The 12,124-nt window shown below is 41.4% G+C and carries 10 protein-coding genes and 6 tRNA genes; 7 read left to right on the top strand and 9 right to left on the bottom strand.

Annotation, left to right across the window (positions count from 1 at the left end; translation table 11 throughout):
* Window positions 1-71 precede the first annotated feature (71 nt).
* Both DUK53_RS08970 and DUK53_RS08965 read right to left on the bottom strand, forming a co-directional pair.
* Complete coding sequence (locus tag DUK53_RS08970) at window positions 72-971, bottom strand: arginase family protein (RefSeq protein WP_036088800.1); 900 nt, start codon at window positions 969-971, stop codon at window positions 72-74.
* 360 nt (window positions 972-1,331) lie between these two features.
* Window positions 1,332-3,155 carry an APC family permease gene (locus DUK53_RS08965; RefSeq protein WP_036088798.1) on the bottom strand — a complete coding sequence of 608 codons (1,824 nt, stop codon included), beginning with the start codon at window positions 3,153-3,155 and terminating at the stop codon, window positions 1,332-1,334.
* 322 nt (window positions 3,156-3,477) lie between these two features.
* Between DUK53_RS08965 and DUK53_RS08960 the strand changes: the two genes are divergently transcribed.
* The 6 genes from DUK53_RS08960 to DUK53_RS08935 all read left to right on the top strand — a co-directional run bounded on the left by DUK53_RS08960 (window position 3,478) and on the right by DUK53_RS08935 (window position 4,084).
* A tRNA-Glu gene (locus DUK53_RS08960) sits at window positions 3,478-3,549 on the top strand.
* Between the two features lie 72 nt (window positions 3,550-3,621).
* A tRNA-Val gene (locus tag DUK53_RS08955) sits at window positions 3,622-3,697 on the top strand.
* Between the two features lie 61 nt (window positions 3,698-3,758).
* A tRNA-Thr gene (locus DUK53_RS08950) sits at window positions 3,759-3,832 on the top strand.
* A gap of 8 nt (window positions 3,833-3,840) precedes the next feature.
* Window positions 3,841-3,924: transfer RNA gene (locus DUK53_RS08945), tRNA-Tyr, on the top strand.
* A gap of 6 nt (window positions 3,925-3,930) precedes the next feature.
* Window positions 3,931-4,005 (top strand) — tRNA-Gln (locus tag DUK53_RS08940).
* A 6-nt stretch (window positions 4,006-4,011) separates the two neighbouring features.
* Window positions 4,012-4,084: transfer RNA gene (locus tag DUK53_RS08935), tRNA-Lys, on the top strand.
* Window positions 4,085-4,134: 50 nt separating this feature from the next.
* Here DUK53_RS08935 and DUK53_RS08930 read toward each other — a convergent pair.
* Together DUK53_RS08930 and DUK53_RS08925 are read right to left on the bottom strand one after the other, a co-directional pair.
* Entirely contained in the window at window positions 4,135-5,238 is a 1,104-nt protein-coding gene (locus DUK53_RS08930) for a DUF1648 domain-containing protein (protein ID WP_036129847.1), read from the bottom strand.
* Entirely contained in the window at window positions 5,238-5,630 is a 393-nt protein-coding gene (locus DUK53_RS08925; protein ID WP_036088793.1) for a GntR family transcriptional regulator, read from the bottom strand. The genes DUK53_RS08930 and DUK53_RS08925 overlap by 1 nt, the downstream gene beginning before the upstream one ends.
* A 181-nt stretch (window positions 5,631-5,811) precedes the next feature.
* Here DUK53_RS08925 and DUK53_RS08920 point away from each other — a divergent pair, with 181 nt between their 5' ends.
* The gene (locus tag DUK53_RS08920) at window positions 5,812-6,936 is read left to right on the top strand and encodes an AI-2E family transporter (protein WP_036088790.1); all 1,125 of its coding nucleotides are present in this window, start codon (window positions 5,812-5,814) and stop codon (window positions 6,934-6,936) included.
* Window positions 6,937-6,997: 61 nt separating this feature from the next.
* Here the strand turns inward: DUK53_RS08920 and DUK53_RS08915 are convergent, their stop codons facing one another.
* The 5 genes from DUK53_RS08915 to DUK53_RS08895 form a co-directional block, all read right to left on the bottom strand.
* Entirely contained in the window at window positions 6,998-7,882 is an 885-nt protein-coding gene (locus DUK53_RS08915) for a sensor histidine kinase (RefSeq protein WP_052164780.1), read from the bottom strand.
* A gap of 36 nt (window positions 7,883-7,918) precedes the next feature.
* Complete coding sequence (locus DUK53_RS08910) at window positions 7,919-8,716, bottom strand: ABC transporter permease (protein WP_036129845.1); 798 nt, start codon at window positions 8,714-8,716, stop codon at window positions 7,919-7,921.
* Window positions 8,713-9,633, bottom strand: a complete 921-nt coding sequence (locus tag DUK53_RS08905; RefSeq protein ID WP_036088785.1) for an ABC transporter ATP-binding protein — start codon at window positions 9,631-9,633, stop codon at window positions 8,713-8,715. The genes DUK53_RS08910 and DUK53_RS08905 overlap by 4 nt, the downstream gene beginning before the upstream one ends.
* Window positions 9,634-10,183: 550 nt before the next feature.
* The gene (locus DUK53_RS08900) at window positions 10,184-10,873 is read right to left on the bottom strand and encodes a response regulator transcription factor (protein ID WP_036129842.1); all 690 of its coding nucleotides are present in this window, start codon (window positions 10,871-10,873) and stop codon (window positions 10,184-10,186) included.
* 84 nt (window positions 10,874-10,957) lie between these two features.
* Complete coding sequence (locus tag DUK53_RS08895) at window positions 10,958-12,004, bottom strand: alpha/beta hydrolase (RefSeq protein WP_036088780.1); 1,047 nt, start codon at window positions 12,002-12,004, stop codon at window positions 10,958-10,960.
* Window positions 12,005-12,124: the final 120 nt, after the last annotated feature.

The raw sequence follows: 12,124 nt of genomic DNA, 5'->3' as shown, positions 1-12,124 counted from the left end.
TTCATTGCGCTTGATTTAGCACTTTACATAAAAGAAATATTTGTCTACAAATTGTAATACTTATTTTGCTCTCAAAAATAGTCGATTTGCATATTTTTTACTTGGAAAAATTCCTCTAACAGTGATACGACGAACTGCGATGTTTTATTTTTATCATCATTTAATGGGTTTATTCCAACGAAAGTCATCGCGTTAATTTTATCACTAAGCGCCAAATTTTTCATAAAGTAACGAATTTCTCGCCAATAAATCCCCCCTTGTGAAATAAAATCCGTTCCAGGCGTGAACTCTGGATCAATGGCATCCACATCCAAAACCAGATGAACATTTCCGCTTTTCTTAGCCAGCCACTGCATAATTTCATCTGTCACCATCCCAAATCCCTTTCGATCTAGCATCGTCATTTCATAATGAAAAATCCCTTCCTCTTCAATCACCCGCAATTCCTCGTAATCAATTCGCCTTGTTCCAACCATGCAAACGTTATTCCCAGATACAAAACGCTGATCCATAATAGTCGCAAGTTCTTTCGGTCCTCTCCCAACAACGGTCGCCATCACATTATGACACAAATTATCTTGCTTTAACTCCTGTCCCATATCTGCGTGCGCATTCACCCAAATAACCGTTTGCTCCACGCCTTCTTCTCCCATACCAGCAATGGAACTCAGCGATATTAATTGATCCCCACCGAATACAATCGGCATCTCTACCTCCACTTTCATATCTGCGACAATTTCCCGTAGTTCTTTCACTTTGTATGTAATCGCTTTCAAATCCTTTGATTTTAAAATGGCTTCTTGTTCCATGTCGGTGAAGAAAGCCATATTATGATAGTCTACAACCTCGTCTATTAACTTTTCTAACATACTCACAACACCTGTATACCTAATTGCATATGGTGCTAAAGCTACTCCTTGGCGATCCTCATGAAACATCCAAGGCACACCGAGGATTCCAATTTTCTTCATCCCATTCACCTACTCTATCTATATTATCTTACATTTTATCACAAGTAACTGCCTTTTCAAAAATATAAAACTTTTTGTTTCTAGCTAAATTTGTATTTTAGCAACATTTTGTGCCACGAAAAGACGTTTTTCTTCTTAGGACAAAATCCGAATTTGCGATCAAAAATGGTTTCAAATTCATTTTTTACTGTTTTTACAGTTGTTGCTTTATTTGTTAGGATGGGGTTAATCCTCCTGTACAAACTTTCTGTATAGTTGTGAGTTGTTAGAATAGGTGAAGAGATGACACGCTCCCCCCTTTTATCCCTAGGAGTTCCCCCAGAATTTTATAGGTTTAACCGTGGCATCTCTTTGCCATTTCTATTCTTTTAAATGATATGGATACGTCGCTACGACAACATCCTTTTTAAATAGCAGTTTCGTTCGAATCAATAAACTTGTCTGATTGTGTAATATATTTTGCCATCCTTTTTTAGGAATAAACTGTGGTATTAGTACCGTTAATGAATAATTATCTTGATTCGCTTTTTGCTGTGCTGTATCAATAAATTTCATCAAAGGCTCTGTGATAGAACGATAGGTCGAATATAAATCTGCAATCCGGACTTCTGGATGTATCCTGTTCCACCTCTCCACAAATTCTTTTCCTTCTTGTTTATCGAGAGAAACGTGAACAGCGATAACCGTATCTCCAATTGATTTGGCATAGCGAAGTGCTCCTTCGACTACTTTTGTGGTATCGGACACACAAATAATAACGGCATTTCCTTCAAAAGCAGGCAGATCCATTTGCTCATCAATCCGTAGTTGTGGCGCTAATTTTGCATAATGGCTACGCGTTCTGTGGAAAACATAAATCATCGCTGGCATAAAGATAAACACCGGCCACACTTCCGTTATTCTCGTGATAAAAAGAACCATGAGTACCGTAAAGGAAATGAGTGCGCCTAAGAGGTTAGCAGATAGTTTTTTCATGTAACCTTCTGGCTTCTCTTTCACCCATTTAATAATCATACCTGTTTGAGATAAAGTGAAAGGAATGAAAACACCGACTGAGTAGAGCGGTATAAGTGATTCTGTCTTTCCTTGGAATAGAATGATAAGCAGGATTGAACCCAATGCTAAGGTGATGATACCATTCGAATAGCCTAGTCGATCCCCTTTATCCAGATACATACGGGGCATATATTTATCCTTAGACAGGTTAAAAGCAAGCATTGGAAAAGCTGAAAATCCTGTGTTCGCAGCTAATACTAAAATAAGTGCCGTTGTTGCTTGAATAAAATAATAAAAGAAATTCCGACCAAATATATTTTCAGCAATTTGGGATAACACCGTCGATTTTAGTTCAGGCACTACACCATAGAAATAAGCTAACAATGTCACGCCAACAAAGAAGAAGCCAAGAATAGATGCCATCATAATTAAAGTCCTAGATGCATTTTTCGCCTTTGGATCTTTAAATAGAGGAACCGCATTCGAAATCGCTTCAATACCAGTCAATGATGCTGATCCAGAAGCAAAAGCTCTAAGTAATAAAATAAGTGTTACACCCGAAACATGGGTTCCTACAGATGCCGTCTCATGCGAAACATCCTGACCTAACGCTAGCTTTACTAGTCCTGTTACTATCATAACAATCATAGAAAATACGAACAGGTAAACCGGAACCGCTAAAATAGTAGCAGATTCTGTTACACCACGTAAATTGATAATGGTCACGACAATAACAAGTATAATTGCTAACGGTACAGTAAATTGATATAAAGATGGGATAGCCGCAACAATAGCATCCGTTCCAGAAGATACACTTACCGCGACGGTTAACATATAATCGACTAACAACGAACCGCCTGCGATCAAGCCAGCATTCTTCCCAATGTTTTCGCGTGAGACAACATAGGCCCCCCCACCTTGTGGATAAGCATATATAATTTGGCGGTACGATAAACTTAATGCAAACAAGAGCACTAACACGCATAATGCAATTGGCAAAGAGTACCACATCGCAGTAGCTCCAACCGTTATCAAGACAAGCAATATTTGTTCTGTCCCGTAGGCTACCGAAGATAAAGCATCCGATGATAGTACAGCTAAAGCCTTGAGTTTACCTAATTTTTGATCTCCGGCCTCTGATGACTTAAGCGGCCTTCCAATCAGCATTCTTTTTAATGGAGATCCCATTTTACTCCCTGCCTTTTTTAACTAGATTTTTCTTCTAAAAATTCCATACGTCACATTATAACACAGCTATTTTAAAATGAAATAGGTTTTTATTTTAATCCGTATATCTGAGTGAATGCGTTTAAATTTAGCTACATTTCTCCTATAAAAATTGCGTATCTAAATAAAATTTAAAAAGTAATGTATCTCCCTATTCCCTTCTTGTTCTAAGCTTGAAACCTATTTTTTATTTTTCAGAATAAAAAGACTTTAATTTAAGTATTTACAAACCACCCATTCTCTTTATATAATAGTTTTCGGCTGGTAAATTTGCTAGCCACATGGCCCGTTGGTCAAGCGGTTAAGACACCGCCCTTTCACGGCGGTAACACGGGTTCGAATCCCGTACGGGTCATTTTTTAAATTTTTATAGCAAAACACTGGTCAAAATAGAAATTATGTTATATTATGAAATAGTATCATTTATGGGGGCTTAGCTCAGCTGGGAGAGCATCTGCCTTACAAGCAGAGGGTCAGCGGTTCGATCCCGTTAGCCCCCACCATTCATCTGTAATTGTTACTAGGAAACAGCTCTCTTGGGCGGTCAAGCAGTTTTTCTGTTTTGCCAACTTAGCTCAATCTGGGAGAGCAACTGAATCGTAATCAGTAGGTTGCGGGTTCAATTCCTGCAGTTGACATTTTATATGGAGGGGTAGCGAAGTGGCTAAACGCGGCGGACTGTAAATCCGCTCCTTCGGGTTCGGCAGTTCGAATCTGCCCCCCTCCACCATTTTATTGGGCTATAGCCAAGCGGTAAGGCAACGGATTTTGATTCCGTCACGCGTTGGTTCGAATCCAGCTAGCCCAGCCATTTTTAGAGCCGTTAGCTCAGTTGGTAGAGCATCTGACTTTTAATCAGAGGGTCGATGGTTCGAGCCCATCACGGCTCATCAAGTAAAAAAAGGTAGCAGAATTTAACTTTCTGCTACCTTTTTTGTATTTAGCTAAATAGGATAGTGATAACGATGATAATACCCACAATAGCAACTATGGAAAGCCAAGCAGTTGGTCTTGCCATGTTAATTGTCCAACCAACACCAAAACGTTTTTCAACAAAGAGAGCGGGATCTTTAGGATTGAAGTAGAACACGCCCAACTTCCAATTAGCGTCGTCATCGCGAACTGGTCTTGGTTTATCTTTTTGCTCATTTTCTGTTAGTTTTAATCTACTGCCGCCTTGTCCTACACGTACCATTAGGAATAGCAGACCGCCAAAAATAATGATGAGTATCACGACTAACGCAAGCATGATGACTGTTTGTGAAATCGCGAAGATAAATGATAATTGGATGAACATAAATAATAGGATGAGCAAGAGGCACATGACGAAATTGTATTTACTGTAGATGAGCCTGAATAATACACTTCTTCGCATAGAATCTGTCGGGTTATCGTTATCGATGACTTGTTTGCTGCGCGACATCATATAGTTGATAAATATAAATAACCCTAGCATAACTAATTGCATCGTCGGCATCATCATCGCCGTACGCAAACTCTTAGCAGCTGTTCTCGTTACTTCATTATCAAAATTGTATTGCATTGGAATCTGGTTTGGAATTTGCTGATAATAAATAATGGTCAAACCTACTGTGATAAAGATCAGAACGAGCGGAATTAGATACCAAGCGTAAGAAATCGTTAGCTTTTGACGATGGAATGTTGTATCTACCATCACGATGTCCGCCTTACTTTCGTTCGTTTGCAGATTCTCGCTTTTCCACATCAGAGAAGCTTTATAAAAACGCATGTAAATCAGAAACGAAATAATGAGCGTAGCAAAAATCGCAAGGATAAAAATGGTTGCTTGTCCACTTTCACTGGATGTCATAGCTAAAAGCACAGTCGCGATTATCGTTATGATGACGCCAACCACGATATTCCACTGTAAGAATTCCCGCTTCATTTGGCGTAATGTCGGATTATTGGCTGCTTTCTCACCTACCATGACGCCAAAGCTCTCGCCGCGACGGATGACGTAGGGTGTCACAGCTTGTAATACAGTTACTAAGAGCATCATCGCGATAAAAATTAATAGTTCCATTATTGCTCCTCCTCGGGTTCAATTTCTTCATAGATAGTCGCGCAGATTGCCTCCCACTCTGTTTTGGAGACAGATCGGGAAATAGACTCTGCAATGAGCGGTCTTACTTTTCGTCTTAATTCTTCATAAAAGGCTTCTGTTGCTTTCTCCACTCCATCAGGATGAATCACGACTCCTTTTTGGCGATGAATCAGGATGTAGCCTTCTTGCTTCAATAACTGATAGGCTTTATTTACCGTATGAAAATTTATACCGATATCGCTCGCCAAACTGCGCACGGACGGCAAATCATCGCCTGGCTTGAGTTCTCTCTTGGCGATGCCTTCAATAATTTGATGCATAATTTGTGTATATATTGGTTCTTCGGCCTGCAAATCTATTTGGAGTAGCATCTACGCACCTTCTTTCTACAACTGTTATATATATAGTATAACAACTATACAAAATAAGTCAAGTTACAGATGGGAGTGGTTTTTTCCGTTCGAAAATGGTACTATTAATGATAGTCTACATATGGAAAACGCTGGGCTCAGTAATATTACTTACAAATCCAGTATAGAGAGGGGACCTATCATGAAAATATCACGCTTCAAAGAGTCCAAATTATTTTTTTGGACGTTAGAAATTCTGGCGTTAGTGGCGATTTTATTTGTACTTAATAAGATGAGCTTTATCTTCGCCCCCATCGGAACGGTTGTTTCTACGCTATTCCTGCCAATTATGATTGCTGGTTTTTTATTCTACTTATTCAACCCAATCGTTTTGTTTTTGGAAAAAAGGAAGGTTCCGCGCTTACTTAGTGTCTTGAGTATTTTTGTTGTTTTTATTGTGCTTTTAGTATTAGCGGTCGTACAACTCGGACCTATCTTAGCGGATCAAGTGGCTTCTCTCGTGAAAGCCGCACCTCAATATTGGGAGCAGTTCCAGCATTGGTGGGACAATTTAGTGAAGAATAGTAACATTAAAAACATCGATATTAAAGCGGAGATGGAAAAACTGAACATCTCGATTCCGAAAATTTTAAATACCGTTGTTGGTAGTTTAACTGGGAGCTTGGGCCTAATTTTTGGTTTTATCTCCAGTTTCGTGATGATTCTCGTGACGGTGCCATTTATCTTGTTCTACATGTTCAAGGATGGGCATAAATTCCTTGATTCGACCGAGAAATTTTTCCCGCAAGGTATTCGTACGGAGGCTCGTGAAATTATCAAGGCCATGAACAAAACCATCTCCACGTATATTTCAAGCCAAGCAATCGACTGTATGTTTGTTGGTATTTTTACGATGATTGGGTATTTCATTATCGGCGAACCGTATGCTTTGTTGTTCGGTTTAATCGCTGGTGTGACGAATATTATTCCTTATTTAGGGCCATTTATCGGGGCGGCTCCGGCTGTTATCGTTGCCCTGTTTGATTCCCCGTTACAAGCAGTTCTCGTTATTGTTGTCGTGACAATCGTGCAGCAAATCGACTCGAACTTGTTGTCGCCTTACATCATGGGTAAATCGCTCGCCATCCACCCGCTAACGATCATTATCATCTTGATTGTGGCTGGTAACTTGGCAGGAATTCTCGGCATGATTTTAGGTGTGCCAACGTACGCTCTTGCAAAAACGTTAATTGTTAACCTAGCACGACTGATAAAACTGCGGCGCGAAGGAATCGAAGCTGAAAATAGTGAGAAACCTGTCGTTTAAATGGAATCTTAAAAAAGCGCTGAAATCTGAGTTTTGATAACTCTTGATTTCAGCGCTTTTCTTATTTAAAAATCACGATAAACGTCAATACTTCTTCTTTCCATTCGACTGTGAAGCTCGCTCCTAGCTTTTTCGCCAGTAAATCGATAATCGCTAGACCCAACCCCGTGTTATTGCCGCTACGGACGCGGTCAGCTGTGTAGAATCGCTCAATCAAGCGTGGAACGTCTGCCTCTGTGAGTTGGCTCGCTTGATTGGAAAATGACAGAACCGCCTTACCATTTTGCTTCGCCAGCGTTATTTGCATAGGGCCTTCGCCGTGCTTCAACATATTCGAAACAAAATTATCCACCATGCGTTGTAATGCTTTTCGATCTGCATTTACGCGTATATCAGAGGCAATTGACAGTTCTGGGGTGACGCCTTTTTTTGAGAAGTCTTCATAATACGAGGCCACGGCTTCTGTCATGAAATCGGATAGATTCACTGGTTCTAGTTGCAACTTCCCTTCGTCACTCGATAACTTCGATAACACGAAGAAATTTTCGACGAGTTCGGTTAGGGTTTGGATTTTATTTTTGATGACAAGGCTGTATTTCTCGCGTTCTTCTGGTGTGAGTGTGTCGCGGTCCATGAGTTGTAAATAGCCAGACAAGGAGGTTAGCGGCGTTCTTAAATCATGGGAGACGTTTTCGATTGTCTCGCGTAACTCCTTGTTTAGCGTCTGGAATTGCCGTTCTGTTTTTGCCTTGGCTTCTAATAATTCGTTGACGTGAAGGAGCAGTTGCCTGATTTCTGGTGAGGCGATGTCCATGGTTAGCCGCTCGTTGGAACCTCGTCTTGTCGCGATATCTTTTATTTTTGCTGATGTGGCTCGTAGTTGTTTTTTGATTAGAAATATCCAGCCGAGTAAGACTACGATTACGGCGCCTAAGAGGTAAACCATGCTATCCGCTCCTTCCTTCGTCTTTATTCTATCATATTACTTGATTTCTTTAAATCGGAACACCATCCAACCGAGGATTGTGAAAACTGCCATGTATGCTAAACCGGTTAAAATATTGGTCGTAATCGCGTGCTGACTGAGTGCGGAGAGGTCGGACATCGTGCTGATTTTGCTGAATAGGAACATGTCTTTGATGATTGTCCATTTCGGTAGGAAAACGTTGACTAGGTTCCTGATAATCGGTTCGATAAATAAAAATGCTAAGATGTATGTCACGATTGCGATGCTTTCTTTTGGAATGATGATAAAAATGAAAAATCCAATCGTAATTAGCGCTAGGTATAGTGGGAGTTGCGCTAACATCCCGAGCAATATCGCTACAAAATCGACATGCCCTACAAAAAGCTGTGAGGAGATCGCGATGGATGCTGTATACACGAGTAGCATCAAGGCGCCGACCGCCCAGCCTGTTAATAATTTTGAGAAGTAGAAAGTGGTACGTGAAACGCCTGATACGAGGACATTTTTCGCAACGCCAGCTGAGAATTCGATGCTCCAGAGGTTGGAGAAAATCGAGATGAACGCCATGGCTAGGACGATACTAAAAGATAGCATCAATTGCGTCATTTGAGTTCCTGTTAAGGTTTGGCTAAGTAGTGCTTTGTCTTGCGCTGTGAGTGTTTCTCCGTCTTGTGTTAAGGAAATCCAATCTACATTTAAGGCTAAGTAAATTAAACCTGCGACCGCGACTGCAATCACCATCAACGTGACGAAAGGCATCCACATTTTTCCCTTTGTTAACCGATAACTATCTGCTCGAATCAATCCTATCATTTGTCTTCCCCTCCAATTAAATCAATAAAGTATTCTTCCAAATTCGCCTCGACAACACGAAGTTCGGTAATGATAATTCCTGCGTCAAACATGACTTGACTGACTTTTTCTGGTTGATCAATGTAATCAAAAATCCGGATGCTGCCGTCGCTGTGGACTTCGTATTGATGCAATTCTAGGAAGCTTTCTAGGTGCATGACGGCGGCCTCTTTGTTCACTGTTTTCAGCACGAGGTAGCGCCTGCTTTCGGATTCTAAATCTTCTTTTGAGAGCTCCTTCACGAGACGGCCGTTGTTGATAATACCGTAACGGTTTGCGACGAGCGCCAATTCTGTCAAAATATGACTCGAAATGAAGACTGTTGTGCCATACGTTTCGTTTAATTTTAGAATGATATTTCGAATTTCGATAATGCCCATCGGATCAAGTCCGTTAATCGGTTCGTCTAGAATCAAGAAGTCCGGATGATGTAAGATGGCAAGCGCAATGCCAAGCCGTTGTTTCATCCCCATGGAAAAATTGCGATACTTTTTGCGTCCGGTGTTCTCCAAGCCTACAAATTCTAACACTTCATCGATACGTTTTTTATCCGGAATCCCTTTTTGGAGGATATAGTAATTTAAGTTTTGATAAGCTGTTAAGTTTGGATATAAAGACGGGCCTTCAATAACTGCGCCGATTCGCGTCCGAGCCTGGCGAATATCTTTCGGGTGACTCGAGCCAAACAGCGTAACATCGCCGCCGTTCGTATGCATTAGATCCGTTACCAGACGAATAAAAGTCGTTTTCCCAGCACCATTTTTACCAATAAAGCCATAAATATCCCCCTTTTGAACCGTCATATTCACATGATCCACCGCATAATTGTCCCCAAATTTTTTCGAAAGCGCAGCGGTCTCCAAAATCGTTTCTCTCATATCGCTCAATCCCTTCTTTCTTTTCGATAGGTTAACTATAACAAGGATGTCTCAAGGATGTGTGAAGGGGAGCTTAAGAAAGTATTAAGAAAACCGAAATGCTGAAACGGCCCGTTTAGCCTCGACAGAATGCAAGGAACGAATGCTCACTCTGTTCGCACTCGTATTGAGGCTCTAAATCGGCAAGTGATGCCTTATAAGAGCCACAACATAGGGGGCGCAGTAAAAACCCGCACTTGGTTTTTGCGGAGGTCACGAAAATTTCGAGGGTCTGGCCGTTGAAGCTGGATCCGGAGGCGCCGAGTATGACGCCCCACCAATCTCTAAAATCGTATGTTCCTCCAAACCAAACGAAAAAACCGAACGGTGTCCCCCGCTCAGTCTTCTCTTATATAATCAGATGTATAGGAACGTCAGTGAGTATACATCTCCATGCGTTACATCACGTTCCCCGCCTTCGGATCCTGCTTTGTTGTGGTCCTAAAAAGCGTCGTTTGCCTTTTTAGAACCGCCATATGCAGTGGAATGAAACTGCCTTCCTTTAGCTCTTTCAATTTTTCATTTTAAACCCAATCCCCCAAACTGTCTCCACAAACTCGCGATCCGGCGCTACTTTTCCCAATTTCCCACGAATATTACTCATATGTACATTCACCGTATTCTCATCAATAAACTCCGTCTCACCCCACACAGACGCAAAAATGTTCTCCTTCGTGAAAACCTTGCTCGGATTACTAAGTAACAATTGCAAAATTCCAAACTCGCGAGCAGTCAAACGAATATCCACACCATCAACCTGGGCGCTATAACGATCTTCCGACAACGATAAACCATTCCAAACCAGCGCATCGTCCACGTCACCCAGCGACGCAACATTCGCTTTTCGCAACTGAACCTCTACGCGCGCCACTAATTCTTCAATATCAAACGGCTTTGTCATGTAATCGCTAGCTCCTAATTTCAACAAATCCACTTTATCCATCACCGTATTTTTAGCCGAAATCACGATAATCGCCGCGTTTTGCTTCGCTGTAATTTCCGCCACCAATTCCTCACCAGTTAGCCCTGGCAACATCAAGTCGCACAGCAACAAGTCAAACGTTTCACTGTTCCAATACAATTTTGCCTCTGTCCCTGAAAATGCTTGCGTCACGGTATAGCCTTCGCGCGTCAACACGTCTGAAATCAGATGGTTAATATCATTATCGTCCTCTGCAATCAAAATTTTTCCTAAGCTCATAATCTCACGCTCCTTCTTTTTATCCATATTAGCTCAAAATCGCAAAAAAAGATAGCAATCCAAGATCGCTACCTTTTTCGTCGCTTATAATTTCTCTTGTAAAAATTCGCTGATCAATTCGTACGTCTCATCCGTTGCGGCAGAAGGTGTACTCATGAAGCCATGTGGTACCTTCTCCAAACGTTTCGCGTAAACTGGCACACCGGCATCTTTTAATTTCTCCGCATACGCCTCACCTTGATCGCGCAATGGGTCATATTCAGCCGTCGCTACAAATGCTGCTGGTAAATCAGAAACGTCTTTATGACGAATCGGCGCAACAAGTGGATCATATTTACGATCGCCCGCACCAGATAAGTAAAGTTTGAAGTATTTATCCAAGGACTCTTTCGTTAGGACATAGCCTTCCGCGAACTCATCCATCGACGGATAAAGCACCGAAGCATCTCTTGAAAAAATGTCAACAGGCGGATAAAGCAAGATTTGTTTGGAAATGTTTGGTGTTCCTTTTGACTTCGCTAATTGGGCAACAACTGCCGCGATGTTCCCGCCAGCGCTGTCCCCTGCTACAACGATATCCTTCGACTTCGCACGCAAACTTGTTAAATGCTTCGAAACCCAAGCGACCGTCGCATACGCGTCTTCAATCGCTGCTGGGAATGGATTTTCTGGTGCTAAGCGGTAATCAACCGAAATCACGCGATATCCTGTTGTTTGGACTAATTTACGGGCAATGCCATCTGTTGACTGCACGCTACCTGTTACAAAGCCGCCACCGTGGAAATATACCATTAAAGGATACGGACCGTCTGCTTCTGGTGAATAAATACGAAGACTAATTTTGCCACCTGGGCCATCAATTTTCTTATTTTCAATTTCGCCAACTTCGATATTTTTTGCTGCTGGAAGTGCTTTTTCAGCTAGGCGGATGTACTTATAACGCGAATCTACATCCGATAATGGTGCTGTCTTTTTCACATAATCTTGTGCTGCTTCTTCTAGATTGTCAAGAACCTTTGGATCGTACTCCCGTTTACCGGTTGCCTTCTTGTAGATGAAGAAAATAGCAACTAGCGGTAACAATACGATACTGACTAAAACAATACCAATCCATTTCAATGTCTGTTTCAATTACGCTCACTCCTCCAAAATAATCTCAGGTCATTCACCTTATAAGTATAGCAGTTTTGAAAAATTTTAACCAATTTGTAGGCTAGGAAAACGCGCAAGTTGATGCGATTTCGCTTTTAT

The organism is Listeria sp. SHR_NRA_18 (assembly GCF_003856515.1).
GTDB lineage: Bacteria > Bacillota > Bacilli > Lactobacillales > Listeriaceae > Listeria_A > Listeria_A newyorkensis.
The sequence above is the reverse complement of the archived record's forward strand: the minus strand, read 5'-3'. Positions and strand labels throughout refer to the sequence as shown.